This is a genomic window from Bradyrhizobium sp. 61, assembly GCF_023073075.1.
GTDB classification, from domain to species: Bacteria; Pseudomonadota; Alphaproteobacteria; order Rhizobiales; family Xanthobacteraceae; genus Bradyrhizobium; species Bradyrhizobium barranii.
Window position 1 is genome coordinate 89,258 of sequence record NZ_JADPIU010000082.1, and the last position, 26,890, is coordinate 116,147.

The 26,890-nt window shown below is 64.9% G+C and carries 24 protein-coding genes; 15 read left to right on the forward strand and 9 right to left on the reverse strand.

Going from position 1 to position 26,890, the window contains the following annotated elements; genetic code table 11:
• The first annotated feature begins 13 nt into the window (after positions 1-13).
• From IVB46_RS31335 to IVB46_RS31350, 4 genes are all read left to right on the forward strand, one after another.
• A complete protein-coding gene (locus IVB46_RS31335; protein WP_247306008.1) occupies positions 14-478 on the forward strand; it encodes a GNAT family N-acetyltransferase in 465 nt (154 codons plus the stop codon).
• Between the two features lie 90 nt (positions 479-568).
• Positions 569-1,405, forward strand: coding sequence for a hypothetical protein (locus IVB46_RS31340; protein ID WP_247306012.1), 837 nt, complete (start codon positions 569-571; stop codon positions 1,403-1,405).
• Positions 1,406-1,567: 162 nt separating this feature from the next.
• Entirely contained in the window at positions 1,568-2,047 is a 480-nt protein-coding gene (locus IVB46_RS31345) for a hypothetical protein (RefSeq protein ID WP_247344193.1), read from the forward strand.
• Positions 2,048-2,211: 164 nt separating this feature from the next.
• Positions 2,212-2,808, forward strand: coding sequence for a glutathione S-transferase family protein (locus tag IVB46_RS31350; RefSeq protein ID WP_247306018.1), 597 nt, complete (start codon positions 2,212-2,214; stop codon positions 2,806-2,808).
• A 106-nt stretch (positions 2,809-2,914) separates the two neighbouring features.
• On the opposite strand, the gene fabI is transcribed toward IVB46_RS31350, so the two are convergent.
• From fabI to fabA, 3 genes are all read right to left on the reverse strand, one after another.
• The gene (gene fabI, locus IVB46_RS31355; RefSeq protein WP_247306020.1) at positions 2,915-3,715 is read right to left on the reverse strand and encodes an enoyl-ACP reductase FabI; all 801 of its coding nucleotides are present in this window, start codon (positions 3,713-3,715) and stop codon (positions 2,915-2,917) included.
• Between the two features lie 139 nt (positions 3,716-3,854).
• Positions 3,855-5,078: a beta-ketoacyl-ACP synthase I gene (fabB, locus tag IVB46_RS31360; RefSeq protein WP_166347414.1), complete on the reverse strand. Its 1,224-nt coding sequence runs from the start codon at positions 5,076-5,078 to the stop codon at positions 3,855-3,857.
• Between the two features lie 42 nt (positions 5,079-5,120).
• Positions 5,121-5,642, reverse strand: coding sequence for a bifunctional 3-hydroxydecanoyl-ACP dehydratase/trans-2-decenoyl-ACP isomerase (fabA, locus tag IVB46_RS31365; RefSeq protein ID WP_063980149.1), 522 nt, complete (start codon positions 5,640-5,642; stop codon positions 5,121-5,123).
• Positions 5,643-5,994: 352 nt separating this feature from the next.
• Between fabA and irrA the strand changes: the two genes are divergently transcribed.
• Positions 5,995-6,486: an iron response transcriptional regulator IrrA gene (irrA, locus tag IVB46_RS31370; RefSeq protein WP_063980150.1), complete on the forward strand. Its 492-nt coding sequence runs from the start codon at positions 5,995-5,997 to the stop codon at positions 6,484-6,486.
• A gap of 177 nt (positions 6,487-6,663) precedes the next feature.
• On the opposite strand, the gene IVB46_RS31375 is transcribed toward irrA, so the two are convergent.
• A complete protein-coding gene (locus tag IVB46_RS31375) occupies positions 6,664-7,194 on the reverse strand; it encodes an SH3 domain-containing protein (protein ID WP_247306042.1) in 531 nt (176 codons plus the stop codon).
• Positions 7,195-7,506: 312 nt separating this feature from the next.
• On the opposite strand from IVB46_RS31375, the gene IVB46_RS31380 reads away from it, so the two are divergent.
• On the forward strand, positions 7,507-8,508 hold the full coding sequence (locus tag IVB46_RS31380) for a D-glycerate dehydrogenase (RefSeq protein ID WP_247306046.1): 1,002 nt from the start codon (positions 7,507-7,509) through the stop codon (positions 8,506-8,508).
• A gap of 3 nt (positions 8,509-8,511) precedes the next feature.
• Here the strand turns inward: IVB46_RS31380 and IVB46_RS31385 are convergent, their stop codons facing one another.
• Positions 8,512-9,423: a LysR family transcriptional regulator gene (locus IVB46_RS31385; RefSeq protein ID WP_247344198.1), complete on the reverse strand. Its 912-nt coding sequence runs from the start codon at positions 9,421-9,423 to the stop codon at positions 8,512-8,514.
• Positions 9,424-9,543: 120 nt separating this feature from the next.
• Between IVB46_RS31385 and IVB46_RS31390 the strand changes: the two genes are divergently transcribed.
• On the forward strand, positions 9,544-10,551 hold the full coding sequence (locus IVB46_RS31390) for an aldo/keto reductase (protein WP_247344201.1): 1,008 nt from the start codon (positions 9,544-9,546) through the stop codon (positions 10,549-10,551).
• Positions 10,552-10,560: 9 nt separating this feature from the next.
• On the opposite strand, the gene moeB is transcribed toward IVB46_RS31390, so the two are convergent.
• Complete coding sequence (moeB, locus tag IVB46_RS31395) at positions 10,561-11,364, reverse strand: molybdopterin-synthase adenylyltransferase MoeB (RefSeq protein WP_038932760.1); 804 nt, start codon at positions 11,362-11,364, stop codon at positions 10,561-10,563.
• Between the two features lie 233 nt (positions 11,365-11,597).
• On the opposite strand from moeB, the gene IVB46_RS31400 reads away from it, so the two are divergent.
• Entirely contained in the window at positions 11,598-12,956 is a 1,359-nt protein-coding gene (locus tag IVB46_RS31400; protein ID WP_247344204.1) for a serine protease, read from the forward strand.
• 87 nt (positions 12,957-13,043) lie between these two features.
• Here IVB46_RS31400 and IVB46_RS31405 read toward each other — a convergent pair whose 3' ends face one another.
• On the reverse strand, positions 13,044-13,982 hold the full coding sequence (locus IVB46_RS31405; protein ID WP_247344206.1) for a PAS domain-containing sensor histidine kinase: 939 nt from the start codon (positions 13,980-13,982) through the stop codon (positions 13,044-13,046).
• A 403-nt stretch (positions 13,983-14,385) separates the two neighbouring features.
• Positions 14,386-16,065 (reverse strand): gamma-glutamyltransferase, encoded by a 1,680-nt coding sequence (gene ggt / locus IVB46_RS31410; RefSeq protein WP_247344209.1) that lies wholly within the window; start codon positions 16,063-16,065, stop codon positions 14,386-14,388.
• A 244-nt stretch (positions 16,066-16,309) separates the two neighbouring features.
• Here ggt and IVB46_RS31415 point away from each other — a divergent pair, with 244 nt between their 5' ends.
• Positions 16,310-17,053, forward strand: a complete 744-nt coding sequence (locus IVB46_RS31415) for a ParA family protein (protein WP_247306063.1) — start codon at positions 16,310-16,312, stop codon at positions 17,051-17,053.
• 269 nt (positions 17,054-17,322) lie between these two features.
• Here the strand turns inward: IVB46_RS31415 and mutM are convergent, their stop codons facing one another.
• Positions 17,323-18,222 carry a bifunctional DNA-formamidopyrimidine glycosylase/DNA-(apurinic or apyrimidinic site) lyase gene (gene mutM / locus IVB46_RS31420; RefSeq protein ID WP_247306066.1) on the reverse strand — a complete coding sequence of 300 codons (900 nt, stop codon included), beginning with the start codon at positions 18,220-18,222 and terminating at the stop codon, positions 17,323-17,325.
• A gap of 81 nt (positions 18,223-18,303) precedes the next feature.
• Between mutM and ubiE the strand changes: the two genes are divergently transcribed.
• The 6 genes from ubiE (at position 18,304) to tsaE (ending at position 26,872) form a co-directional block, all read left to right on the forward strand.
• Positions 18,304-19,065, forward strand: a complete 762-nt coding sequence (ubiE, locus tag IVB46_RS31425; protein WP_014490941.1) for a bifunctional demethylmenaquinone methyltransferase/2-methoxy-6-polyprenyl-1,4-benzoquinol methylase UbiE — start codon at positions 18,304-18,306, stop codon at positions 19,063-19,065.
• Positions 19,062-20,636: a 2-polyprenylphenol 6-hydroxylase gene (gene ubiB / locus IVB46_RS31430; protein WP_247306068.1), complete on the forward strand. Its 1,575-nt coding sequence runs from the start codon at positions 19,062-19,064 to the stop codon at positions 20,634-20,636. Before ubiE ends, ubiB begins: the two co-directional genes overlap by 4 nt.
• A 57-nt stretch (positions 20,637-20,693) precedes the next feature.
• Positions 20,694-22,145 carry a bifunctional phosphopantothenoylcysteine decarboxylase/phosphopantothenate--cysteine ligase CoaBC gene (gene coaBC, locus IVB46_RS31435; RefSeq protein WP_247306071.1) on the forward strand — a complete coding sequence of 484 codons (1,452 nt, stop codon included), beginning with the start codon at positions 20,694-20,696 and terminating at the stop codon, positions 22,143-22,145.
• Positions 22,142-22,600: a dUTP diphosphatase gene (gene dut / locus IVB46_RS31440; protein WP_247306073.1), complete on the forward strand. Its 459-nt coding sequence runs from the start codon at positions 22,142-22,144 to the stop codon at positions 22,598-22,600. The genes coaBC and dut overlap by 4 nt, the downstream gene beginning before the upstream one ends.
• A gap of 190 nt (positions 22,601-22,790) precedes the next feature.
• Positions 22,791-25,295 carry a PAS domain-containing sensor histidine kinase gene (locus IVB46_RS31445; protein WP_247306078.1) on the forward strand — a complete coding sequence of 835 codons (2,505 nt, stop codon included), beginning with the start codon at positions 22,791-22,793 and terminating at the stop codon, positions 25,293-25,295.
• A complete protein-coding gene (gene tsaE / locus IVB46_RS31450) occupies positions 25,292-26,872 on the forward strand; it encodes a tRNA (adenosine(37)-N6)-threonylcarbamoyltransferase complex ATPase subunit type 1 TsaE (protein WP_247306088.1) in 1,581 nt (526 codons plus the stop codon). The genes IVB46_RS31445 and tsaE overlap by 4 nt, the downstream gene beginning before the upstream one ends.
• The last annotated feature ends 18 nt before the right edge of the window (positions 26,873-26,890 follow it).

Consider the following 26,890-nt stretch of genomic DNA (forward strand, 5'->3'; position numbering starts at 1 on the left):
ACCGAGAGCACCAATGTCTGATCCCGTCATCCGTCCCGCGCGCACCGACGAATATGACGAGATCGGCCGCGTCTGGATGGAAAGCTGGGTCTCGACCGGCCTCGCCGAGGCGAGTGAGTTCCTGCTGGCAAATCTGCGTGCGCGCATCCGGCGTGAGATCGAGAACGGCTGGAGCCTGTTCGTCGCCGACGACAACGGCACGATCGCCGCCATGCTGGCGCTGCATCTGCCAAAACTCTATCTCGACATGCTTTTCGTCGGGCCCGCTTACCAGGGGCAATCGTTGGGACGGCAATTGCTCGCCTTCACGCGCACGCAAATGCCGGATGAGATGTACCTGCGCTGCGTGCGCGAAAACGAAAAAGCCTGGTGCTGGTACGAGCGCGAAGGCTTTGTGTTCGAGAAGGAAGAGATCGAGCCGTCGAACGGGTTTATGATGAAGTACTATCGGTGGAGGCGGCCGCGGCTCACCGGATAGACAGCGATCCCGGGCTGCAGCTTGCGGTTGTCACGATCCCACCCTAGTGTGGCGTATCCGATGACCTCCCGCCTCTGATCCTTGGAATCCATGTTTCGACTTGCTGCCCCGGTGCTCATCCTGCTGTCCTTCCTGACTTCGGCAGCAGCGCAAACCCCTCCCGCAACCACCGCTCCCGCCGCTCAGACCGCACCATCGGCAAAGCCGACAGCCAAGAAAGCGACGACGAAGCCGAAGGCGGCGCCGAAGCCTGCGGAGGCGGCGACTGCCGGTCCTTGCGGCGTCGGCGTGATTGCGGGGACCGGGGACATCTTTGTCGTCCAGAAGATCGGTTTGACCGTGTTCGGCAACGACTATGCCGAAGTCCCGGTATCCTGGGGCCCTGACGATCTTGTCTTTGCGCGGGTGCGGGCCGCAGCAGGCAACACGCCGGTGCGACGGATCACTTACGCCAAGGGTGCGCTCGATTCCTACTATCACCCCAAATCCGCCCTATTCCGCAATCAGCGCGAGGAACTGTCGAACCTGATCCGGCAGGTCGCGGGTAATGCCGGTTGCGAGCGCTATCTCGTCGTCATGCGCAGCGAAGGACAGCTTGACGGGACCAACCAGTCGCTCAGCGGCGTCGGCATCTTCAGCCGGGGTGTCGGTCTCATCTCATATGCGTATGTCTTCGCCTATATCGGCGTGACATGGGTCGATGGCCGCACCTTCGAAATCATGAAGGGCCCCGCCGTAACGTTCGAAGGTGTCATGAAGCATATGGCAGACAACTTCGTTTCGAACGAGCTTTTGCAGAAGGTGGACAAGTCCATGTTTCCGGAGACGGCCGCGGACTCCGCCAACAACACCGCCCTGCGCGACACCACGCGCGACTTCCTGACCAAACGGCTGGACAAGATCTTGCCGCCGTATTTCGCGCAGTGACGATGCTGAAAGCAAGCCAAGCTCGTAAGAAAGCGATGATCAAGGCGATGCAGGCCTTCGCAATGATCGTCGCGGCTCATTTGCTCTCGGCGACGGGAGTCGGGGCCCAGCCTACGTCAAAGACGAGCACGGCCAAGTCATCGAACGCGTCCCCAACGCTCCGTGCGTAGAGTCACCTACACCAGGGAGGAGCTGAAATCTGGAGGCCGGCGGGAGCAAAATCCGTTCTTCTACCGTGCCGAAAGAGACATCGCGGACTTCGTTCGGTTTCTCGCACCAAGACTCCGTTGCGAACGTTATGTCGTCGTGCACCGGCATGGCGGAACGCATCGCGAATACGGCATTGGAATCTCGCGGTACCCCTACGACGGATCCGTGCATCTCTACGCGATAATGTACATCCGTGTTTACGACGGCGGGACTTTTACGTTGATCAAGGAAGCGCAGGCCTTGATGACTGACGACACCTACGTCGACCGCTTGCTGCGCAATCCGCTTGGTGGACCATCGCGCGAGCTGGATCGGACAATGTTTCCGGAGAAGCCTGCGGATGTTGTCAATAATCCGGTATTGCGCGACGGCGTGCGTGCCATGCTGACGGCAAGTCTCGACAAGACATTGCCGCCCTTGCTCCGGCACTAGGACAGCCTGCGCGCTGATTGAGAACACCACCGTCAACCGGTCGCGTTGACCAACATGTCGTTCACGCAGCTGACCTCTTGCCTAGGCGTAGTGCGTTGCGAATGCGCGGCAAACGCGCCATGAATTGCGCGCTGTTTACCTCTCGCCGATGAAAGGTCCGCTCCATGATCAAGCTCTATTGGTCGCCACGCTCGCGCTCGTTCACGACGCTCTGGCTGATGGAAGAGAGCGGCCTGCCCTATGAGCGCGTGCTGACCGACATCTCGACCGGTGCGCAGAAGGCGCCGGATTATCTGAAGGTCAATCCGATGGGCAAGGTGCCGGCACTCAGCGACGGCGATGCCGCGCTCGGCGAGGCTGCGGCGATTTGCGCCTACATCGCCGACCGCTATCCCGAGACGAAGCTCGCGCCCACGGTAACCGATCCGCGTCGTGCGCGCTATCTGCAATGGCTGTTCTTCTCGCCGGGCTGCATCGAGCCCGCTATCATCCAGATCTTCACCAAGATCGAGATCCCGACCTCGACCGCGGCCTGGGGCAGCGCGACGCAGGTGTTCGACGTGCTGGAAGCTGCGCTCGCGAAGGGACCGTGGATCCTCGGCGATGAGTTTTCCGCCGCAGACATCACGGTCGGCTCCGGCCTGAATTTTGCGGTGCGCCTGTTCAAGATGGTGCCGTCGCGCCCGGCCTTCGATGCCTATCTCGCGCGCTGCATGGCGCGGCCGGCGTTCCAGAGCGCGGAAAAGATCGCGGCGGGATAAACCAACTCTCGCTGGGTGGGCAAAGCGGAGCGTGCCCACCACGTCTTTCTGCGATCGAGGAGAGATGGTGGGCACGGCGCTTTGCGCCTTTGCCCACCCTACGAAATCACTCTGATGCCTTCAGATCGTCCGGCCTCGGCATCAGGATCGTGTTGTAGCCGGAATCGACATAGTGGATCTCGCCGGTCACGCCGCCGGAGAGATCCGACAACAGATACAGTGCCGAGCCGCCGAGCTCGTCGAGCGTGACTCCGCGGCGGAGCGGCGAATGTTTCTGCATGAAGCCGAACATCGCACGCGCCTCGCCGATGCCCGAGCCGGCGAGCGTACGGATGGGGCCTGCGGAGATGGCGTTGACGCGGATGCCGCGCGGTCCGAAATCGGAGGCGAGGTAGCGCACGGAAGCTTCCAGCGCCGCCTTGGCGACGCCCATCACGTTGTAATTCGGCATCGCGCGCTCCGAGGCGCCGAAGGTCAGCGTGATCATGCTGCCGCCCTCCGTCATCAGCTCGGCGGCGCGTTTTGCGACCTCCGTGAAAGAGAAGCAGGAGATCACCATGGTGCGCGAAAAATTCTCGCGGCTAGTGTCGGCGTAGCGGCCCTTGAGCTCGTTCTTGTCGGCAAAGCCGATGGCGTGGATGACGAAATCGAGCTTGCCCCATTTCTCGCGCAGCACGGCGAAGGTCGCATCGACGCTGGCGATGTCCTCGACGTCGCAAGGCAGCACCAATTCCACGCCGAGCTGGTCCGCCAACGGCTTGACGCGCTTGCCCAGCGCCTCGCCCTGGAAGGTGAAGGCAAGCTCGGCACCGTGGGCATGCAGCGCCTTCGCCATGCCCCAGGCGATCGAATGATCATTGGCGATGCCCATGATCAGACCGCGCTTGCCTTTCATCAGTCCTTCCATCTCGCAATTACTCTCCGCTCTCCGTCATGCCCGGGCTTGTCCCGGGCATCCACGTTCTTCCGCAACCGGTAGCAAAGACGTGGATGGCCGGGACGAGCCCGGCCATGACGAAAAAACTACCAGTGCGTCTGCAATGACGTCACACATCCAGCCGGCTGAACACCAGCGTGGCGTTGGTGCCGCCGAAGCCGAAGGAGTTCGACAGCACGGTGCCGATCTTGACGTTGTCGATGCGCTTGCGCACGATCGGCATGTCGGCAAACACGGGATCGAGCTCCTGGATGTGAGCGCTCTCGCAGATGAAGCCGTTGTTCATCATCAGCAGCGAGTAGATCGCCTCCTGCACACCGGTTGCGCCCAGCGAGTGACCGGTCAGCGCCTTGGTCGCCGAGATCGGCGGGCACTTCTCGCCGGCACCGAACACGCGACGGAGCGCGTCGATCTCCGGCGGATCGCCTGCTGGCGTCGAGGTCGCGTGCGGATTGATATAATCGACCTTGGTCTTCACCGTCGACATCGCCATGCGCATGCAGCGCTCGGCGCCCTCGCCGGAGGGCGCGACCATGTCGTAGCCGTCCGACGTCGCGCCGTAGCCGACGATCTCGCCGTAAATGCGCGCGCCGCGCGCCTTGGCATGTTCGAGCTCTTCCAGCACCAGCACGCCGGCGCCGCCGGCAATGACGAAGCCGTCGCGGTTGACGTCATAGGGACGCGAGGCGGTGGCGGGCGTGTCGTTGTACTTCGACGACATCGCGCCCATGGCGTCGAACAGCACCGAGAGGGACCAGTCCAGCTCCTCGCAGCCGCCGGCGAAAATGATGTCCTGCTTGCCGATCTGGATCGTCTCATAGGCGTTGCCGACGCAATGGTTCGACGTCGCGCAGGCCGAGGAGATCGAATAGTTCACGCCCTTGATCTTGAACCAGGTCGCAAGCGTCGCCGAGGCCGTGGACGACATCGCCTTCGGCACGGCAAACGGTCCGACGCGCTTCGGTCCCTTGGTGCGGGTGATGTCGGCGGATTCGACGATGGTGCGGGCCGACGGGCCGCCGGAACCCATGATGATGCCGGTGCGGATGTTGGAGATATCTTCGGGCGACAGACCGGAATCCTGGATCGCCTGCTCCATCGCGATATGATTCCACCCCGCGCCCTGGCCGAGGAAGCGCATCGCACGCCGGTCGACGACCGTCGCAGGATCGATCGTCGGCGCACCTTGCACCTGCGAGCGGAAACCGAGTTCGGCATATTTTTCAGCCCGCGAAATACCTGACTTCGCCTCGTGAAGGCTCGCAAGCACTTCCTGGGTGTTGTTTCCGATGGACGAGACGATACCCATCCCGGTGACCACAACCCGCCTCATGACAGCCTCGCCTAAATCGTTGTCTTTCTTGATGTGATGCGCTCAGCCCAGGCTCACGCCCTGCTTGAACAGGCCGACCTTCAGATCCTTCGCGCGATAGATAATCTGGTCATCGACCGAAAGCCATCCGTCGGCGATACCGAGCACCAGCTTTGAACGCATCACGCGCTTGATATCGATGTTGTACACAACCTTACGGGCCTCGGGCAGCACCTGGCCGCTGAACTTCAGCTCGTTCAGGCCAAGCGCGCGGCCGCGCCCTTCACCGCCGCTCCAGCCCAAATAGAAGCCGACCATCTGCCACAGCGCATCGAGGCCGAGGCAGCCAGGCATGACGGGATCGTTCTTGAAATGGCAGCCGAAGAACCAGAGGTCGGGCTTGACGTCGAGCTCGGCCCGCACCATTCCCTTGCCGAACTCCCCGCCATTGTCGTTGATTTCCGCGATGCGGTCGAACATGAGCATCGGCGGCAGCGGCAGCTGGGCATTGCCCGGGCCGAACATTTCGCCGCGGCCACATGCCAGCAGATCTTCGTATTCGTAGCCGTTGCGCCTGTTCAGCATGCGGAAGCCTCTGTTCAAATCCCGATTGAGCGGCGTTTCTGGCGAAAATGGGCCCCGTTTCGTTCGGAAAGCCGCGCCAATTCCCGTCATCAGGCGCGACTGCCACGAGCCAGGATGGACTGCGGGCCGGGCCTCAATGCCCGGCTGCGCCATAATCGGCCAAGCGGAACCGCGGGCTCTCTAACACAGGCATTTCGGGTGGCAAAGCGATCTCATGAAGGTAAAGTGACCACCTGCTCGCCCGGTTCCATTTCTCATTAGAACCTCTCTAGTTGCGAGAAACTTGCATCTGCATCTATCTGTCCATATATTGCATATAGATGCAGTGTCCACGCGTGCCCGAAATCTGGAAATGAGCGAGAATCCCGCGCCCCATCACGACGACGACGTCCATTCCGCCGCCCTCCTGTCCGGCCGCCAGCCGGCCTTGACCGGCTGCCCGTGGCACGACGTCAACGAAATGCTCCAGTCCGCGGGGCTTCGTCCGACGCGCCAGCGCATGGCGCTCGGCTGGCTCCTGTTCGGCAAGGGTGCTCGTCACCTCACGGCTGAAATGCTCTATGAGGAGGCGACGCTGGCCAAGGTGCCGGTGTCGCTCGCGACCGTCTACAACACGCTGAACCAGCTGACCGATGCCGGCCTGCTGCGCCAGGTCAGCGTCGACGGCACCAAGACCTATTTCGACACCAACGTCACCACCCACCACCATTATTACCTCGAGAATAGCCACGAGCTGGTCGATATCGAGGATCCGCATCTGGCGCTGTCCAAGATGCCGGAGGTGCCCGAGGGTTACGAGATCGCGCGCATCGACATGGTCGTGCGCCTGCGCAAGAAGCGCTGAGATCGATCCAAAGCTGCTGAATTTGTCGTCATGGCCGGGCTTGTCCCGGCCATTGTCGTTTTGCGCTGTCATTCCGGGGCGATGCGCGGCACCGAACCTATGGTGCGCGCTTGCGCACTGAGATTCTTGAGATCCCGGGTTCGATGCTTGCGCATCGCCCCGGGATGACCCTTCGGGTCAGTTGACCTGCTCGTCCGAATAGACGCCCCAGAGGCGCTCCTGCTGGATCCAGCCGTCAAAGCCGTTGCCGGTGACGCGACACCAGTTTGCAGTGCACTTCTTGACCTGCGTGACGACGCCGGCCTGGAGCTTGGCCGCAACCGCGCTGTCAGGATCGGCCCGGTCGTAGATCGGCGCGAGCTCGTCCTTGTGCTTCATGGTGACGACCGCGGTGCGGCGGCCCGACAGCAGCGAATGATAGACCCAGCCCTCGGCGCCTTCGGAATCGCGCACCCGGCGCCAGTTCTCGAACTCGGCGGTGATTTCGACCGGCAGGCCGGCGCGGGTGTAGACCCAGGCAACGTCATTGTCCTTGGTCGGGCCGGCGCGGACGTTCACATGATCCGATTTGAGGCTGACATAACGCGGCACCGGCAGGCCGCTCGCGGTCTGGGGGGTGCTGTCCTTCGCCGAATGCCCGGGGCTGACCGAGGCGCTCAACCAGGTGCAAACGAGCGCCATCACCGAACAAAAACGCCCCAACGCCATCAACCCGTCTCCTGTCGAGGGCCCCGCCGCGCCGGGCCCTCACCCTAAATTCCGAACCTGCCGCGCAAGCCCATCACCCGTGTTCCCGAAGCCTTAACCCGTGGTTCTTGTCTTGGCCCGGCCTTCTGCTAGAGAGGACGGACACTTGAACAACCAGTTTGCCCCGATTTTCCGGTCGGAAATGTCGGGAGAGCTTGAAGGAAGCGCCGGGGACGACACGGCAAAGGCAGTGTCGAACAACCGGGTTAATGAGGCCTCAACGGCCGGCCTTTGGTAACAGAGGCGGCTTGCGGCGCCTCATGAGGGCATGACATGTCGGTGAAGAAAAAGCCCCTCGTGGTGGTGACGCGCAAGCTGCCGGACTCGATCGAGACCCGGATGCGCGAGCTGTTCGACGCGCGGATCAATCTCGACGACACACCGATGTCGGCCGAGCAGATCGCTGAGGCCGCGCGCACCGCCGACGTGCTGGTTCCGACCGTCACCGACCACATCACCGCCGACATCGTCAACCAGCCCGACTGCAAGCTCCGCCTGATCGCCAATTTCGGCAACGGCGTCGACAATATCGATGTCGAGGCCGCGCATGCCCGCGGCATCACCGTCACCAACACGCCAAAAGTCCTGACCGAAGACACCGCCGACATGACCATGGCGCTGATCCTGGCCGTGCCGCGCCGGATGATCGAAGGCGCCTCGATCCTGACCGAAGGAAAGCCCTGGCCCGGCTGGTCGCCGACCTGGATGCTCGGCCACCGCATCGGCGGCAAGCGTCTCGGCATCATCGGCATGGGCCGCATCGGCCAGGCGGTCGCGCGCCGTGCCCGCGCCTTCGGCCTCCAGATCCACTATCACAACCGTCGCCCCGTGGCCCCGAAGATCGCCGAAGAGTTAGGGGCGACCTATTGGGAAAGCCTCGACCAGATGCTGGCGCGGATGGACATCATCTCGGTGAACTGTCCGCACACGCCGGCGACCTATCATCTGCTGTCGGCGCGGCGGCTGAAGTTGATCCGCAAGGACGCCTACATCGTCAACACCGCGCGCGGCGAGGTGACCGACGAGGACACGCTGATCAAGCTGATCGAGGGCGGCGAGATCGGCGGCGCCGGCCTCGACGTCTATGAGCACGAGCCCGCGGTCAATCCAAAGCTGGTGCGGCTCGCCAAGGCCGGCAAGGTGACGCTGCTGCCGCATATGGGCTCGGCCACGATCGAGGGCCGCGTCGAGATGGGCGAGAAGGTGATCATCAACATCCGCACCTTCCTCGACGCGCACAAGCCGCCGGACCGCGTGCTGCCGAGCATGCTCTGAGGTTTATTTGCCGCGCGTTTCGCGCTTGCGCCAATCCGCGACGAAATCGATGAACGCGCGTAGCGCGGGCGGCGTCTGGCGCCGGCTCGGATAGTACAGGAACGGGCCCGGAAACGGCTCGCACCAATCTTCCATCAAGCTGACCAGCGCGCCGGACCTCACGGCGTCATGGACGTAGCCATCGAGCGTCGCCCAGATGCCGGCGCCGTCGAGCGCAGCGCGCATGGCAAGGCCCATGTTGGTCGAGATCAGCTTTGCGGGCGGATCGACCTTCACGATCTGGCCAGCCTTCTCGAACTCCAGATCATGCATGACGCCGCTCGAGTAGCGGGCGCGGATGCAGTCATGGTCGAGCAGATCTTTCGGATGCTTCGGCGTGCCGCGGCGCGCGATGTAATCGGGCGATGCGACGACGACGTAGCTCTGCGGACCGCTCAGCGGGATCGCCACCATGTCCTGCGCGAGGTGCTCGCCATAACGCACGCCGGCATCGTAGCCGGCGCTGACGATGTCGACGAAGCCGCTTTCGGAAACGATATCGAGATCGACCTGCGGGTAGGTCGCGAGGAACGGCCCGATCATCGGCGCCAGCACGAGATCCACCGCCGGCGGCGGCGCGTTGATGCGCAGGCGGCCCGAGGCCACCTCGCGCAAGCCGCGGACCTGGTCCAGGGCATCGCCGACATCGCGCAGCGCCGGAGCGATGCGGGACAACAGCAGCTCGCCCGCCTCGGTCAGCGCGACGCTGCGGGTGGTGCGGTTCATCAGGCGGACGCCAAGGCGCTCCTCCAGGTCCCGCAGCCGCTGGCTAAGGCTCGACACCGACACGCGAATTTCAATCGCCGCACGCCGGAAATTGCGGGTGCGGGCAACCGCCACGAAGACGTCGAGATCACGCAGATCGGGCTCGGCCATTGTTCGTTATGATGAACAAGCCATTCTGGATTGTCCAGCTTATCGGCCTAATCGGTCAGGCGCATATCTGGCCTCGTCACGCGGCACAATCAGCCTGCCGCCTTTTCGAGGAGAACCATCATGGAACAGCGCAAACTCGGTTCAACCGGCCCGACCGTCTCCGCCCTTGGTCTCGGCTGCATGGGCATGTCGGAGGTCTATGGCCCCGCCGACCGCGGCGAAAGCATCGCCACGGTCCATGCGGCGCTCGATGCCGGCATCACGCTGCTCGACACCGGCGATTTCTACGCCATGGGCCACAATGAAATGCTGGTGCGCGAGGCCCTGAAGGATGTGTCACGCGAAAAGGTGCAGATCAGCGTGAAGTTCGGCGCGCTACGCGGTCCCGCCGGCGAATTCGCCGGCATGGACACAAGGCCAGCCGCGACCAAAAACTTCCTGGCTTATTCGCTGCAGCGCCTCGGCACCGATTACATCGACATCTACCGTCCGGCGCGTCTCGATCCCAACGTTCCCATCGAGGAGACGATCGGCGGTCTCGCCGATCTCGTGAAGGCCGGCTACATCAGGCATATCGGCCTGTCCGAGGTCGGCTCCGACACCATCCGCCGCGCGCACGCCGTGCATCCGATCGCCGATCTCCAGATCGAGTATTCACTGATCGAGCGCGGCATCGAACGCGACATCCTCAAGACCTGCCGCGAGCTCGGCATCGGCATCACGGCTTACGGCGTGCTGGCGCGCGGCCTGATCAGCGGCCATTGGTCGAAGGACTCCGGCAAGGCCGGCAGGGATTACCGGCTGATGACGCCGCGCTTCCAGGGCGAAAATCTCGACGCCAATCTCGCGCTGGTGGAATCCCTGCGCGCGATCGCCACGGAGATCGGCGCAACGCCGGCGCAAGTTGCAATCGCCTGGGTGGCGGCTCAAGGCAAGGAGATCGTGCCGCTGGTCGGCGCACGCACCCGCAACCGTCTCACCGAAGCGCTCGGCGCGGCGAAGGTAACGCTGACGCCGGCGCATCTTGCGGCGCTTGCAAAAGCATTTCCGCCCGACATCGCTTCCGGCACACGCTACGCGGCCGAGCAGATGGCGCATCTCGACAGCGAGAAGCCAGCCACGCGGTAGCGGCAGCGATCAGGTGCGATGGGCGCTGAGGTCAGTGATGACAGGCCCATCGCCGTTGAGCGGATTGGCCGGATCGCGCGCGTAGCGCAGCGTCTCGAAGCGCATCGCGCGCGCATCGATCATCAGGAGGCGGCCGACGAGGCCGTCGCCAAAGCCGACGATCTCGCGGATCGCCTCCAGCGCCATCATCGAGCCCATCACGCCCGCAAGCGCGCCCATGACGCCGGCCTCCGCGCAGGCCGGCACGGTGCCGGGCGGCGGCGCCTCCGGAAACAGGCAGCGATAGGTCGGGTTGAACACGCCCTGCTCGTTCTTCTCATGCGCGCGGATGGTGGTGAGCGAGCCGTCGAACGTGCCGAGCGCCGCCGTGATCAGCGGTCGCTTCGCGAAGAAGCAGGCATCCGAGACTAGATAACGCGTCGAGAAATTGTCGGAGCCGTCGAGCACGAGATCGTAGTCTCCGATCATGCTCAGCGCATTGTCGGCATTCAGCCAGGTGGCGTGGCCGACGAAGCGGACATGCGGATTGAGCGCGGAGATCCGCTCGGCCGCGCTCTCGACCTTGTGCCGGCCGATATCGGGCGTCGTATGGATCACCTGGCGCTGGAGGTTTGACAGCGAGACCACGTCGTCATCGACCACGCCGAGCGTGCCGATGCCGGCGGCCGCCAGATACATCAGCGCGGGCGCGCCGAGCCCACCGGCGCCGATCACCAGTACGGAGGCCCGCTTCAGCGCAGCCTGGCCCGGCCCGCCGACATCGCGCAGCACGATATGCCGGGCATAGCGTTCAAGTTCGTCCGGGCTCAGCATCGTCGTCCTTCGTTCTCTCAAACCCTCATGGTGAGGAGCGCGGAACGCGCGTCTCGAACCATGAAGGCCCCGATCTCGCCTGCGGCCATCCTTCGAGACGCGGCCTTCGGCCGCTCCTCAGGATGAGGGCCTGAGTTCGTGGCCTTTACGCCACCTGAACCACCCCAACATTGTTCGCGACCAACGAGATGTGCTTCAATGGTAGCACGTTCAATGGGCTGGCTGGATTTGTCATGAGATCGATGCTTGCGGCAACACTGATGTTCGCGGCTGCCACAGGCGCTAGCGCCCAGATGACGACGCCAGAGATCCCCGGCACCAAGCCGAAGCCGGTCCAGACCGTGCCGATCCGGCCTCCCGCACTGCAGACGCCGTCGGCGACGGCCGATGCGATGGCGCAGGCGGAACGGCTGTCGCTCCAGTCCGACCTCGCCTGGGTCGGCCAATATAACGGCGCCATCACCGGCGACGTCAGCGCACGCTTGGTCGAGGCGATCAAGGAATATCAGAAGGCCAAGGGTGGCAAGCCGACCGGCGTGCTCAATCCGCAGGAGCGCGCTGCGCTCGCCGAGACCGCGCGGCGGAAGCAGGAGAGCGTCGGCTGGAAGATCGTGATGGAGCCGACCAGCGGCGCCCGGCTCGGCATCCCCGGCAAATTGGTGCCGCAGCAGGCGACCGATGCCAACGGCTCGAAATGGACTTCGCCGACCGGCACGGTGCAGGTGCTGCTGAGCCGCCGCAAGGAAGCCAACCCGACCACGGCGAAACTCGCTGAGTCGGAGAAGGAGCCGTCCGGGCGCAAGGTCGACTACACCGTGGTGAAGCCCGACTTCTTCGTGCTGTCGGGATTGCAGGGCCTCAAGAAATTCTACGTGCGAGGCACCTTTAAGGGCGACGAAGTCCGCACCATGACGATCCTCTACGACCAGGCGACCGAGAACACGGTCGAGCCGGTCGTGATCGCGATGTCGAGCGCGTTCAATGCATTTCCGACGGGACCGCAGGCCGGGCCGCCGCCGCGCAAGACCGTCGAATACGGCACCGGCATCGTCGTCAGCGACGATGGTGCGATTGTAACGGACCGCCTCGTCACCGATAGCTGTCTTGCGATCACCATTGCCGGCTATGGTAGCGCCGACCGTCTCGCCGAGGACAAGGAGCACGATCTCGCGCTCCTGCACATCTACGGCGCGCGCGGCCTGAAGCCGCTCAGCCTCACCGGCGGTACAGCGAAAACGAGCGTCGATGTCATCGGCATTGCCGATCCGCAAAGCCAGGGCGGAGCTGCGGGCGTGTCGAGCCTCAAGGGCGCGCTGGCGCCAGTCTCGAGCAGCGACTCTGTGCTGTCGCCGCCACCGGCGGTCGGCTTCTCCGGCAGCCCGGCTATCGACAGCGACGGCAAGTTCACCGGCGTCGCGCTGTTGAAGCCGGCGATGGTCGCCGGACCCGCTACATCGGTGCCGGCGTCGCAAGCGGTGATGGTTTCTGCAGAAACGGTGCGCGACTTCCTGAAGGCGAATGTCGTCACTGCGAATGGCACGTCGACGGATGCGAAGGCGGCCGTCGTCCGCGTGATCTGCGTGCGGAAATAGGCGAGAGAGAATAATACTTCTCTCGTGTCCCGGACGCGGTGCAGGACGCAATGCCCCTCCGCTGAGCCACGCAGCTCCTGCACCGTCTCACGTGCTTTTTGGCGATGGTCCCAGATTTTCGAGAGGCGCCGTCAGCCTGCATGTAAGCCCGGCCGAGCCATACGAAACGTCAACGGAACCGCTGAAATCGTCTTTCAGCACTCGGGAAATCAGCCTGGAGCCGAAGCCTGTGCTGACGGGTTGCGATACGGATGGACCGCCAATCTCCTGCCAGACAAAGGCAAATTTTGACTCACCATCCTGAGTCTCGACTGACCATGTAATTGATACGCAGCCTCCCACCACGGTCAGAGCGCCGTACTTCGAAGCGTTGGTCGCGAGCTCGTGGAGCGCCAATGACAGAGCAAGCGCTTGTCGAGATTTCACAACGAGTGGAGGACCCGAGACGATGAAGCGGCCTTCGCCTGTCCGATAAGGCGCAAGAGCAGTGCCGATCACATCGTGAAGTGGCGCGGCCGCCCAATTTGATGCGGTCAGCAGGTCCTGCGCTCGTCCAAACGCGCCGAGCCGTGCCTGGTACTTTTCGAGATCGGCTTTGCTCGTCGGGTCGCGGAATGTCTGGGCAGCTACCGCGCTCAACACTGCAAGCGTGTTTTTGACGCGGTGCTTCAGCTCCTCATTGATGAGGTTCAGCGCTTCCCTTGCCATATGCTCGGACGTGACATCCCTGCAGACGACAAGCACGCCGCCCACCTTGCCCTCAAGATCAATTGGACCAAAGCTATACGTCCACCAAACGTCCTCGCGGTGCCCGTGACGAGTCACCGGCACCAGCTGGTCCTCATTCCAGGTCGCCCCCTTGCCCGACATGACGTACTCGATCTGGGGACCAATGATGTCCCAGATCTCAGCCCAACACTCACGGCCGCGTGCCCCCAAAGCACTAGGGTGCCTTTCCGGCCCCATCGTCTCCCGGTATGCATCGTTGTAGAACTGGATGAGTTCTGGTCCCCACCAAATGAACATCGGGTGCCGCGAGGTCAGAACGAGCCGCACTGTAACTCGAAGACTTTGGGGCCAAGTGTCCGGAGAGCCCACGGATGTGCTTGACCAGTCAAACGCTCGCGTCAAAGCGCCCATCTCGCCGCCGCCGGCCAGGAAGTCGCCGCTTATATCGCCGCCCATACGCACAGCCTTACTCAGACGCTGATCGACGAGCCTGCCGCCAGTGTTCCGCACCCTACATTGCCGAACTTGTGCCGTCATCTGCGCGGATCGGGCCGCATAGGCGACATCTGCCTCGCACCGAAAAATACCGCGGAGGTTCGAAAACCGCGAACCGCTGGATTTGCGGTCGCGACACCTGCCGGCGATTGGACGACGTCAGTTGCACAAGAGGTACGAGCGCACCGTCCTTGTGAATGCGCGGTCAGCTCAACCTGAACCTGACACCGCTCCGCGCAAGCCCCCCAGAGATCCCGACCGGCGTGCCGTCCGCGCGCCAGCAGGCGGCGCCGGTCATGGTGCCGTCGTCGTGGAAGGCAATGCCGTTCATGCCGCCCGCCACCGTCGCGACGGGCTGCACCTTGTGGCCGAGGCCCGCAAGCTTCGCGCGCACGGCCACCGGCACCTTCTGCTCGACTTCGAGCGCGTTGCCTTCGGTCCAGATGCGCGGCGCCTCGACCGCTTCCTGCAGGCTCATGCCGTGGTCGATCAGATTGACCAGCGCCTGCATCGCGCTGGGGAAGATGCGTTTTCCCCCGGGCAGGCCGAGCGCATAGCGCAGCTTGCCGCCGCTCAGCGCCATCATCGGCGACATCGAGGTGGTGACGCGCTTGCCCGGCGCCAGCGACAGCGCATGGCCGGGACGGGGATCGAACAGGTTCATGTAATTGTTGGGGATGGCGCCCAGGCCCGGGATCATGATCTTCGCGCCAAAGAGATTGTTGATGGTCTGCGTGGTCGCAACCACGTTGCCGAACGCATCCGCCGCCGTCATATGCGTGGTGTGTGCGCCTTCGAGCTGCGAGACGCCGGCGCCCCAGGCCTGCGCCCGCGCCGGATCGATGGCGCGGCGGCGTTCGTCGGCATAGGCCTTCGACGTCAGCCGCTCCACGGGGACGCCGACATAATCAGGATCGCCGCTGGCCGCGGCGCGATCGGCGAAGGCGATCTTCAGGACTTCGGCAAGATAGTGGATGGTCTCTGATGTGCCGAAGCCGAGGCCGCCGATGTCATAACCCTCCAGAATGTTCAGCATCTGCGCGATGTGCACGCCGGAGGCTGCGGGCGGCGGCGGGCCAAGGATGGTCCAGCCGCGATAATCGGCGCGGATCGGTTGCCGTTCGACGGTCTTGTAGCCGGTGAGATCGCTGCGGCGGATGAAGCCGCCGGCCTTCTCCATGTAGTCGACGAGGACATCGCCAAGCGGCCCCTCGTAGAGCGCCTTCTCGCCGTGGTCGGCGATAGTACGCAGAGTCTCCGCATACTCGGCCTGCACCACGCGTTCGCCGACCTTGAGCGGCGCGCCATCAGGCAGGTAGATAGCCGCAATCGGCTTGTCCTTGCGCATCTCGGCGGCGCTCTCGCTGATGCATTCGTGCAAGTACGGCGTCGCCGCATAGCCGCGCGCGGCATGCTTGATCGCGGGCTGCATCACATCGCCGAGCGACATGGTGCCGAAGCGGCGCAGCGTCTCGCACCAGGCTTTCAACGAGCCCGGCGTGGCGACCGCCTTGGGGCCGTTGAGGTTCTCGTTGCCGACAGTGTCGAACACGTCATGCGCCGCGCCCGGCGCGGAGGTGTAGCTGGTGTCACGCACCGCCGCAGGCACGGTGCTCTGCCCGTCGATAAAACGGTGGCTGCCGTCGGCCAGCCGTATATGCGCCATGCCGCCGCCGATGATGCCGACCATCATCGGCTCGACCACGGTCAGCGTGAACAGCGTCGCGATCGCGGCGTCGATGGCGTTGCCGCCCGCGGCCAGCATCTCGGCGCCGGCGCTTGAGGCCAGCGGATGGTTGCTGACCACCATGCCGCGGCTCGAGACCGCCGGCATCTTCTGGCATTCAAAGATCGTTGCCGTCCGGTCGCGCCAGTTTCCGCCCATGCCGCCTGCCCCTTTTATTCACGGCGGCAAGCACATCATACGGGCGACGACGGGTCCAGTATTGGTACGGATTAGCTGGCATTCCCGATTCTGCCATCATCGTTGGCGTTGATTCGGACATCCGCGGTCCCCTTTGGATCGGGCAGGGCACGTCCTGAGCGAGTAGAGCTCAGCATCGAGAAGCGATGCACGTTCGCGTGGCGTTACCCCACAGACCCAAGCATTCCAAAGGATTCAACTTTCCATGCACACGATCGTACTGGCCACCCAAAAGGGTGGCAGCGGCAAGAGCACGCTTGCCATCGGCCTCGCGCTGGCGGCCAAGCAGGCCGGCTTCACCGTCCGCCTGATCGAAACCGACCCGCAGGGTACCCTGTCCAACTGGCTGCGTCGCCGCCACGCTGACGATCTCGTCGTCGAGCCGATCTATCACGCGGCCGACATCGCGCCGCGCCTGAAGATGCTGGCCGACAGCGGCCTGCAGCTCGCGATCGTCGACACCGCGGCCGGCCTCAGCGCCGCGACCACCGCCGCGATCCGCCACTCCGACCTCTGCCTGATTCCGGCTCGCCCGAGCCTTGCCGACATCGAGGCGACCATCTCGACGCTGAGCGTCGCGCGCGCCTGGAAGCGGCCCTACGGCTTCGTGCTGAACCAGGCGCCGATCCGCGGCCAGCGCATCGACAACGCCGCCAACACGCTCGCCGAGGAAGCAGCCCTCGATCTCGCCGAGGTGCTCGCGCGCCCGCTGATCGTGATGCGCAACGACCACCAGGACTCGCTCGCGAGCGGCCTCGCCGTCAGCGAATTCGCGCCGAACGGCAAGTCGGCGGACGAGATCCGCGGCCTCTGGCGCTGGATCGAGACCCGTCTCGAGCTCGAAGCCACGACCAACGTCCTGATCGACCAGGTCATCTCGGTCGCGGACGGGATGTTGCACGCCGCCACCGAGCGTTCAGCGGACGAGACCACGACACTGGCGTCCTGAGCGGGATCGCTCCGACGACAGGCGGCCTCTTCACTTATCCGGTTGAAGAGTCCAAACGACGAAGCAGTCCGGCCACCAGCCCGGCCGGATTGCTTCGCTTCGCGTTTTCTAGGCGAGCAACCATCCTCCTCGTCATTGCGAGCGCAGCGAAGCAATCCAGAGTCTTTCCGCGGAGGGATTCTGGATTGCTTCGCTGCGCTCGCAATGACGGCGTGGTGGGGTCGTCTCCTTCGCCGAGACTCACGGCCTGTCGGCGGCAGGCCCGATCTTCACTTCTGACATTTCGCACACCAGAATGTGGACCGGCCGTTCTGGGTGAATCGCTTCACGGTGCCGCCGCACCCTGGCGTCTTGCAGGTCTCCCCCTCGCGGTCATAGACCTTGAAGGAGTGCTGGAAATAGCCGAGCTCGCCCGAGGTCTGGCGATGGTCGCGCAAGCTCGAGCCGCCGGCCTTGATCGCGTCGTTGAGCACAGTGTGAATGGCACTCACCAGCCGCTTCGCATGATCGGTCGGCTCGCCGCCGCCAACACCCTTGCGACCCTTGGTCGCGAGCGTCGCGGCAATGCGGCGCGGCGACAGATGCGAGCGATGCAGCGCTTCGCAGACATAGATGTTGCCGAGCCCGGCGACCACGCGCTGGTCGAGCAGCGCGGCCTTCAGGCTCGTCGTCTTGCCCTCGCACGATCGCGCCAGCATCGCAGCGTCGAATTCGTTGCCGAGCGGCTCGGGGCCGAGATCGCGCAGCAGTGGCTCGTCTTCAAGCGCGTTGCGCGCGATCACTTTCATGTAACCGAAGCGGCGCGGATCGTTGAACACGATGTCGGCGCCGGAGGACATCCGAAACAGCACGTGGTCGTGCGTGGAGTCCTTAGCCCGCGGGTAGTGAAACTCGCCCGGCGCGGCCTCGTTGTCCGGCTTGATGACGCGGAACGAGCCCGACATGCCCAGATGCATCAGCAGCACGTCGCCGGAGGCGAGATCGGCCATGAGATATTTTGCACGGCGGCCAAGCCCCGTGACGACCTGCCCCTGGAGCCGGGCCACGAAATCGGGCTGGAACGGAAAGCGCAGATCCGGCCTGCGGACCTCCGCGACGAGGATTTTCGCACCCTCCATGACGGGCTGAAGGCCGCGGCGGACGGTCTCGACTTCGGGCAATTCAGGCATGGTCAGGCATTCACCTTATGAGGGCGGTGTGATAGCGCCATTGCGGCGGCCGCGCTATGGTCCGCCCAGTGGAGTAGAGTAATGGATCGGCCGGGCGAAACCACGCATTTTGGCTTCAGGGACGTGCCCCTGGGGGACAAGCAGACGCTGGTGAACGATGTGTTTCACAGCGTGGCGTCGCGCTATGACTTGATGAACGACCTGATGTCCGGTGGCCTGCACCGGGTCTGGAAGGACATCATGATCAACGCGCTTAACCCGCCGCGGGGTGACCGGCCGTTCGCGCTGCTCGATGTTGCCGGCGGCACCGGCGACATCTCGTTCCGCGCTGCCAAGGCGGCAGGTCCCGGCTTCCATGCCACGGTCTGCGACATCAACGCCGAGATGCTGGCCGTGGGCCGCGAGCGCGCCGCGAAGCGGCATCTCGAGACCCAGGTCGATTTCGTCGAGGGCAATGCCGAAGCGCTCGCCTTCGCCGACCGCAGCTTTGACGCATATACGATCGCTTTCGGCATTCGCAATGTGCCGCGGATCGACCTGGCGCTGCGCGAGGCCTATCGCGTGCTCAAGCCCGGCAGCCGCTTCCTGTGCCTGGAATTCTCCACCGTCGAGATGCCCGGGCTCGACCGGATCTATGACCTGTTCTCGTTCAAGGTGATCCCGCCGCTCGGCCGCATGGTCACGGGCGACGCCGAGTCCTACCAGTATCTCGTCGAATCGATCCGCAAGTTTCCGAAACCCAACGCCTTCGCCGACATGATCCGCGACGCCGGCTTCGCCCGCGTCGGCTGGCAGACATTGTCCGGCGGCATCGTCGCACTGCATTCGGGCTGGCGTTTGTGATTTCTTCCATTACCCACATTTCGCGCCTGATCCGCGCCGCGTTCGTGTTTGCGCGCGAGGGCGTGTTCGGTTCCGTCGATCCGACCCTGGTGCCGCCGCCAGGGCAACTCGCGCTGAAGCTTGCGCGCATCGTCGAACGGCGCGGTCCAAAGCACGGACCACGGCTGACGCGCGCGCTGACCCGGATGGGCCCAGCCTATCTCAAGCTCGGGCAGTTTCTGGCCACGCGTCCCGACGTCGTCGGCGTCGTCATGGCGCGTGATCTGGAAAGCCTCCAGGATCGCTTGCCGCCGTTTTCGCAAGCCGAAGCGGAAGCCGCGATCGCGAGCTCGCTGGAGCGTCCGCTCAAGGACGTGTTCGCGAGCCTCGGCCCGCCGGTCGCGGCAGCCTCGATCGCGCAGGTGCATCGCGGCGAGGTGTCGCGCGACGGTGTCCGCAGGCCTGTCGCGGTGAAGGTGCTGCGGCCGAACGTGGCCTCGCGATTCCGCCGCGATCTCTCCGATTTCTTCTACGTCGCGCACAAGGCCGAGACCTATTCGAGCGAGGCGCGGCGTTTGCGCCTGATCGAAGTCATCAACACCATGTCGCGCTCGGTCGCGATGGAGATGGACCTGCGGCTGGAAGCGGCTGCAATGTCGGAGATGGCGGAGAACACGGGCGACGATCCTGATTTTCGCGTGCCGACCGTCGACTGGGATCGCACCACGCACAACGTGCTGACGATGGAGTGGATCGACGGCATCGCGCTGAACGATCACAAGCGCCTGGCAGAGGCGCAGGTCGACCTGCCCGATCTCGGCCGCAAGGTGATCCAGAGTTTTCTGCGCCACGCGCTCCGCGACGGCTTCTTCCACGCCGACATGCATCCGGGCAATCTGTTCCTCGATGACGCCGGCCGTCTGGTCGCGGTCGATTTCGGCATCATGGGCCGGCTCGGGATGAAGGAGCGGCGCTTCCTCGCCGAAATCCTGCTCGGCTTCATCACCCGCGATTATCGCCGCGTCGCCGAGGTGCATTTCGAGGCGGGCTATGTGCCGGCGCATCACTCGGTCGAGAATTTCGCGCAAGCCATCCGCGCCATCGGTGAGCCGATCCACAACCGCACGGCGGAAGAGATCTCGATGGCGCGGCTGCTGACGCTGCTGCTCGAGGTCACCGGCCTGTTCGACATGACGACGCGGCCCGAGCTGATCCTGCTGCAGAAGACCATGGTGGTGGTCGAGGGCGTGGCGCGCGCCTTCGATCCCAAGCTCGACATCTGGAAGGTCGCCGACCCCGTGGTGCGCGAATGGATCGAGCGCAATCTCGGCCCGCTCGGACGGGTGCAGGGCGCGCTCTCCGGCGGCAGCGATCTCGCCCGCGTGCTGATGCGCCTGCCCGACATCGCGCAACGCTCGGTCGCGGTGCTCGAGCAGCTCGAGACCATGACGCGGGAAGGCATCCGGCTGTCGCCGGAGAGCATCGCCGCGATGGGCCGCAGCGAAGGCCGCAAGAACCGTTGGCGCACCGTGGCGCTCTGGATCATTGCCGCCACCTTCATCGGAATCCTGATCGCCGTCCGGAATCTGTGATTGCACTGCAATCACGGAAACGATAGCATCGCTATCATTCCGTGCTGGAGGGGCGTCATGGCAAGCCTGACCATCCGCAAGCTCGACGAGGGCGTCAAAACCTATTTGCGCCTTCGCTCGGCCAGGAACCGCAGGTCGGTCGAGGAAGAGGTCCGGGTCATCCTCGGGGAGCTGATCGAGGGCCGCGAGGAGCCGCTGACGCCGTTTGCGCTGCCGCCGGCCCAATCTACCGCCCCCACGCCGCAACGGACCGGCGCCCTTCCCGAGGCCAGCGTCACCCTGATCATCGGCGGCGGCATCGCGGCCTACAAGTCGCTCGACCTGATCCGCCGGCTCAAGGAGCGCCGGATCGAGGTCCGTTGCGTCCTGACCAAGGCGGCGCAGCAATTCGTCACGCCGCTGGCCGTGAGCGCGCTGTCGCACGAGCGCGTCTACACCGACCTGTTCGACCCCCAGAGCGAGTTCGACGCCGGGCACATTCGCCTGGCGCGCGAGTGCGACCTGATCGTCGTCGCGCCCGCGACCGCCGACCTCCTGGCGAAGATGGCCAATGGCCATGCCGATGATCTCGCCAGCGCTATCCTGCTTGCGACCAACCGCAAGATCCTGCTCGCGCCGGCGATGAATCCGCTGATGTGGAACAACGCGGCGACACGGCGCAACGTCACGCAGCTTCAGCGTGACGGCGTGGTGCTGATCGGCCCGAATTCCGGCGAGATGGCCGAGGCGGGCGAAGCCGGAATCGGCCGCATGTCCGAGGCGATCGAGATCGCCACCGCCGCCGAGCGCCTGCTGCGTCCGCCGGTGCCGCGCCCGCTCGCCGGCAAGCGCGTGCTGATCACCGCAGGCCCCACCCACGAGCCGATCGACCCGGTGCGCTACATCGCCAACCGCTCGTCCGGCAAGCAGGGCTTTGCCATCGCCGCCGCCGCGCAGGCGGCCGGTGCCGAGGTGATCTTGGTCAGCGGCCCGGTCGATCTCGGCGATCCCCCGGGCGTGACAGTGAAGCGCGTGGAATCGGCCCGGCAGATGCTGGAGCAGGTGCAGGCGGCGCTTCCCGCCGACATCGCGATCTTCGCGGCCGCGGTCGCCGACTGGCGGGTCGCCAGTGAGGGCGGGCAGAAGCTGAAGAAGACCTCGGCCGGCATGCCGCCGCTTCAGCTGGTCGAGAATCCCGACATCCTCGCCACGATCTCGAAGCTGACCGACCGGCGCCCGCCGCTGGTGATCGGCTTTGCCGCCGAGACCGAGCACCTCATCGACAACGCCAAGTCCAAGCTGGCCCGCAAGGGCTGCGACTGGATTGTCGCCAACGACGTCTCGCCGGCGACCGGTGTGATGGGCGGCGACCGCAACACCGTGCATCTGATCAGTCGCAAGAATGGTGAGGAGGACGGCGAGATCGCAGTTGATTCCTGGCCGGTGATGACCAAGGAACAGGTCGCCATCGAGCTGGTCGCGCATGTCGCAAAGAGCGTGACCGACAAATCCCGGGAGCCGGCATCTTGAGCACGAAAGTCACGGTCGAACTGCAGCAACTGGCCCACGCCGAAGGCCTTCCGCTGCCGGCCTACCAGACCTCCGAAGCCGCCGGCCTCGACCTGATGGCCGCAGTTCCCGACAGCGAGCCGCTGACGCTCGCCGCCGGCCAATATGCGCTGGTGCCGACGGGCCTCGCGATCGCGCTGCCGCCCGGCCACGAGGCGCAGGTGCGGCCGCGCTCGGGCCTTGCCGCCAAGCACGGCGTCACCGTGCTGAACTCGCCCGGCACGATCGACGCGGACTATCGCGGCGAGATCAAGGTGATCCTGATCAACCACGGCGCAGCGCCCTTCGTGGTCAAGCGCGGCGAGCGCATCGCGCAGATGGTGATCGCGCCGGTGGTGCAGGCCGCGCTGGTTCCCGTGGCGACATTGTCCGCGACCGATCGCGGCGCCGGCGGCTTCGGCTCGACCGGCCGCTAACACACGGCAACTCCAGCCGAATCATCCCGAAGAACTAGGTGGATTGGAACAGCGCGCCCGGCATTTTTGTGGGACCGCCTTTGCGTTCACGATCTGGACTCTTACCGCTGGAGTCACGGTGGGGGTATTGTCGTTTGATTCGCGCGCGACGGGGGTCGCCGCGCGCAAATTCGTGCGATCTGGGGCAACTATGTCAGGCGTGATCGTGTCGATGCGTCGGACGCTGCTGTCGTGCACATCGTTGGCGCGCAACGGCTTGTTGGGAGGCGCTCTCGCGGCGCTGCTGCCGGCTGCGCCGGCTGAGGCTGCCGACCTCGTCGACACACTTTCCATAATGCTGGACTTCAACCGGCAGGAACTCGCGGTGCTGGCCACCGCGCTCGCGCTGCTCGGCTTCTCGGTCGTGGCCGCGATCCTGTTGATGCGCACGCGTGTGCGCACGGCGAACAACGAGGCGCGGCTGCGCGCACGCATCGGGGAACTGCAACTCCAGTCCGACCGCTTCGGCGCGTTGCTGTTCGCCGAGCCGCAGATCCTGATCTCCTGGCCGGCCGGCGACAATCGCGCGCAGATTTCCGGCGACATCTCCATGGTGCTGCCGCGCGATTCCTCCCCCCAGCGCGTCCTCGCGTTCGGAACATGGCTGCCGCCGGAACCCGCGCTCCAAATGGATCACGCGGTCGATGCGCTGCGTGACCGCGGCGACGGGTTCCAGCTGACGCTGACCACCGCGCACGGCCACACGCTGGAGGCCATCGGCCGCGCCATCGGCGGCCAAGCCATTGTCAGGATTCGCGAACTCTCCGGTCTCCGGCGCGATCTTGCCGAGACCAATCTGCGTTACAAGGCCCTCGCCGACGAGACCGAGATGCTGCGCGGCTTTGCCGCCGCCGCGCCCTGGCCGATCTGGGCCAAGGCCGAGAACGGCGCGCTGAGCTACGCCAATCCGGCCTATGTGCGCGCGACCGAGGCAAGCAGCGTCACCGACGCCCAGCAGCGCAAGCTCGAGCTGCTCGACAGTGCCGACCGGACCGCGATGGAGCGGGGCCTGAAGGACGCGGCCAGTTTCACCTCGCGACTGCCGATCGTGATTGGCGGCGAGCGGCGCATCTACGACGTCCGCGCGGTCAATGTCGGCAGCGCCAATGTCGGCGTCGCCATCGATGCCAGCGAGGCGGATGCGCTGAGCTCGGCGCTGGTGCGGATGGCGGAGGCGCATCGGCGCACGCTCGACCAGCTCTCCTCGGGCGTTGCCGTGTTCGACGGCCAGCGCCGGCTCGCCTTCTACAACGATTCCTACCGCCGGCTGTGGGACCTCGACCGCATCTTCCTCGACGCCAATCCCGACGATTCCAGCGTGCTCGACCAGCTCCGCGCAGCGCGCAAGCTGCCGGAGCAGCCGGACTTCCGCGCCTGGAAGGCCAAGCTGCACGAGGCCTATCGCGCGGTCGAGGCCGCCAAGGACACCTGGTACCTGCCCGACGGCCGCGCGCTCTCCGTCGTCACCACGCCGAATCCGGAAGGCGGCGTCACCTATCTGTTCGACGACGTCACCGAAAGCCTCGAGCTCGCCCGCCGCTTCGACGGCATGATCCGCGTCCAGCGCGAGACGCTGGACAGCCTCGCCGAGGGCGTCGCGGTGTTCGGCAGCAACGGCAGGGCGCAGCTGTTCAACCCGGCCTTCGTCCGGATGTGGAAGCTGTCGAGCGACGCCATGCGCGACGAGCCGCACATCCAGACGGTCGAAGGCTGGTGCCATCAGCTGTTCGACGACCCGCAAGTCTGGCGGCAGATCCGCGAGGCCGTCACCTCGATCGAGAGCCGCGCCGACGTGCCGCTGAAGCTGGAGCGCAAGGACGGCAGCGTGCTCGACGGCATGATCCGTCCGCTGCATGACGGCGCGACCATGCTGACGTTCCAGGACATCACCGACACCGAGAATGTCGAGCGTGCGCTGCGCGAGCGCAACGAGGCGCTGGAGGCCGCCGACCAGATGAAGGTGGATTTCGTCCACCACGTCTCCTACGAGCTGCGCTCGCCGCTCACCACCATCATCGGCTTCGCGCATTTCCTCAGCGATCCCTCGACCGGGCCGCTGACGCCGAAACAGGCCGAATATCTCGACTACGTCACCAAATCCACCAACGCCCTGCTGGCGCTGACCAACAACATCCTGGATCTCGCCACGATCGACGCCGGCGCGATGAAGCTGGAACTCGGCCCGGTCGACGTCAGCAAGGCCATCGAGCTCGCCGCCGAGGGCATCCAGGACCGCCTCGCCACCGACCGCATCCGCCTCAAGGTCGAGATCGCGCCCGATATCGGCAGCTTCGTCGGCGACGAGAAGCGCGTGGTGCAGGTGCTCTATAACCTCCTCGCCAACGCCGTCGGGTTTTCTCCACAGGATTCCACCGTCGGCATCAGCGCACGCCGCACCGAACGCAGCGTGGTCTTCACTGTGACAGATTCCGGGCCTGGAATACCTGCCGACATGAAGGACAAGGTGTTCAACTGGTTCGAAAGCCGCTCGCAGGGGTCGCGTCACCGCGGCGCCGGGCTCGGCCTGTCGCTGGTGCGCTCCTTCGTCGAGCTGCATGGCGGCAAGGTGCGGGTGGATTCGATCGTGGGCAGGGGCACGGTCGTGATCTGCGACTTCCCGACCGACCAGGCGGCGCATCGCGACGCCGCCGAATGACTGAACCAACCACATTCTCCGTCGCGCTTGTCAACGAGACGGCCACTGCGCAATTGATGGCCGACCTCGCGCTGCTGGTCGGCCCCGGCGACGTCATCACCCTCACCGGCGATCTCGGTGCCGGCAAGACTGCGGCTGCGCGCGCCATGATCCGCTATCTCGCCGGCGACGAGGCGCTGGAAGTCCCGAGCCCGACCTTCACGCTGGTGCAGGGCTACGAGCTGCCGCCGTTTCCGGTGATGCACGCCGATCTCTACCGCGTCGAGGACGAGAGCGAGCTCGAGGAGATCGGCCTGTCGCCGCTTCCCGATGCCACGCTCGTCCTGATCGAATGGCCGGAACGCGCGCCGTCGGCGATGCCGGAAGACCGCATCGACATCGCGCTGACGCACCGGCCGGCGCTGGGCTCGAATGCGCGCGCCGCCGACATCACCGGTTACGGCAAGGCCGCCGCGCAAGTCGCGCGGCTGAAGGCGCTGCGGGAATTCCTCGAGGAATCCGGCTACATGGATGCAAGGCGCAAGCACATGGCCGGTGATGCCTCGACCCGCTCCTATGCGCGACTGCTGCGCGACGACGAGATCGTCATCCTCATGAACTTTCCGCAGCGGCCCGACGGCGCTGCGATGTACAACGGAAAATCCTACAGCGCGGCGGTGCATCTTGCCGAGAACATCAAGCCGTTCGTTGCCGTCGACGAAGGCCTGCGCGTGGCGGGAGTCTCAGCGCCCGCGATCCACCATTACGATCTCGACCACGGCTTCCTGATCTCCGAGGATTTCGGCAGCGACGGCGTGATCGAAGGCGATCCGCCGCGCCCGATCGCCGAACGTTACGAAGCTGCGACCGACGTGCTGGCCGTGCTGCACAGCAAGACATTGCCGGAGACGCTGCGGCTGGCGGATCAGACCTACACCATTCCTGCCTTCGACACCGAGGCGCTGCTGATCGAGATCGGGTTGATGCCGGAATGGTATCTGCCCGATCGCAACGCGCCGTTGAGCGACGAGAAGCGTGCGGAATTCTTCGCGATGTGGCGCGAGCTGCTGAAGAGGCCGCTGGCCGCGCCAAAAACCTGGATCATCCGCGACTACCACTCGCCCAATCTGATCTGGCTCGCCGATCGTACCGGCATGGCACGCGTCGGCGTGATCGACTTCCAAGACACCGTGCTCGGGCCGCACTCCTATGACGTAGTGTCGCTGCTGCAGGACGCGCGTATCGACGTCCCTGAGACCCTCGAGCTGACACTGCTGTCGCGCTACATCAAGGCGCGGCGCACGGCCGATGCGAGCTTCGATCCGGCCGGCTTCGCCGAGCTTTACGCCATCATGTCGGCGCAGCGGAACACGCGCCTGCTCGGCACCTTCGCCCGCCTCAACCGCCGCGACGGTAAGCCGCATTATCTTCGCCACCAGCCGCGGATCTGGACCTACCTCCAGCGCTCGCTGGCACATCCCGCGCTGGCTCACCTGCGCGACTGGTATCTCGCCAACGTCCCGCCGCCCCAGGGAGCGTCCCAAGAGCCGTCCGAAGAGCAGCCTCAAGAGCAGCCCCAAAATCAGCCCCAAGCCTGATTCGCGGCCCGATTTACC

Excerpts from the sequence above, each read along its gene's own strand:
- IVB46_RS31335 (WP_247306008.1), top strand. The coding sequence starts at position 14 with ATGTCTGATCCCGTCATCCGTCCCGCGCGCACCGACGAATATGACGAG.
- IVB46_RS31340 (WP_247306012.1), top strand. The coding sequence starts at position 569 with ATGTTTCGACTTGCTGCCCCGGTGCTCATCCTGCTGTCCTTCCTGACT.
- IVB46_RS31350 (WP_247306018.1), top strand. The coding sequence starts at position 2,212 with ATGATCAAGCTCTATTGGTCGCCACGCTCGCGCTCGTTCACGACGCTC.
- fabI (WP_247306020.1), bottom strand. The coding sequence starts at position 3,715 with ATGGAAGGACTGATGAAAGGCAAGCGCGGTCTGATCATGGGCATCGCC.
- fabB (WP_166347414.1), bottom strand. The coding sequence starts at position 5,078 with ATGAGGCGGGTTGTGGTCACCGGGATGGGTATCGTCTCGTCCATCGGA.
- fabA (WP_063980149.1), bottom strand. The coding sequence starts at position 5,642 with ATGCTGAACAGGCGCAACGGCTACGAATACGAAGATCTGCTGGCATGT.
- irrA (WP_063980150.1), top strand. The coding sequence starts at position 5,995 with ATGAGCGAGAATCCCGCGCCCCATCACGACGACGACGTCCATTCCGCC.
- IVB46_RS31375 (WP_247306042.1), bottom strand. The coding sequence starts at position 7,194 with ATGGCGTTGGGGCGTTTTTGTTCGGTGATGGCGCTCGTTTGCACCTGG.
- IVB46_RS31380 (WP_247306046.1), top strand. The coding sequence starts at position 7,507 with ATGTCGGTGAAGAAAAAGCCCCTCGTGGTGGTGACGCGCAAGCTGCCG.
- IVB46_RS31385 (WP_247344198.1), bottom strand. The coding sequence starts at position 9,423 with ATGGCCGAGCCCGATCTGCGTGATCTCGACGTCTTCGTGGCGGTTGCC.
- IVB46_RS31390 (WP_247344201.1), top strand. The coding sequence starts at position 9,544 with ATGGAACAGCGCAAACTCGGTTCAACCGGCCCGACCGTCTCCGCCCTT.
- moeB (WP_038932760.1), bottom strand. The coding sequence starts at position 11,364 with ATGCTGAGCCCGGACGAACTTGAACGCTATGCCCGGCATATCGTGCTG.
- IVB46_RS31400 (WP_247344204.1), top strand. The coding sequence starts at position 11,598 with ATGAGATCGATGCTTGCGGCAACACTGATGTTCGCGGCTGCCACAGGC.
- IVB46_RS31405 (WP_247344206.1), bottom strand. The coding sequence starts at position 13,982 with ATGTTCATTTGGTGGGGACCAGAACTCATCCAGTTCTACAACGATGCA.
- ggt (WP_247344209.1), bottom strand. The coding sequence starts at position 16,065 with ATGGGCGGAAACTGGCGCGACCGGACGGCAACGATCTTTGAATGCCAG.
- IVB46_RS31415 (WP_247306063.1), top strand. The coding sequence starts at position 16,310 with ATGCACACGATCGTACTGGCCACCCAAAAGGGTGGCAGCGGCAAGAGC.
- mutM (WP_247306066.1), bottom strand. The coding sequence starts at position 18,222 with ATGCCTGAATTGCCCGAAGTCGAGACCGTCCGCCGCGGCCTTCAGCCC.
- ubiE (WP_014490941.1), top strand. The coding sequence starts at position 18,304 with ATGGATCGGCCGGGCGAAACCACGCATTTTGGCTTCAGGGACGTGCCC.
- coaBC (WP_247306071.1), top strand. The coding sequence starts at position 20,694 with ATGGCAAGCCTGACCATCCGCAAGCTCGACGAGGGCGTCAAAACCTAT.
- IVB46_RS31445 (WP_247306078.1), top strand. The coding sequence starts at position 22,791 with ATGTCAGGCGTGATCGTGTCGATGCGTCGGACGCTGCTGTCGTGCACA.
- tsaE (WP_247306088.1), top strand. The coding sequence starts at position 25,292 with ATGACTGAACCAACCACATTCTCCGTCGCGCTTGTCAACGAGACGGCC.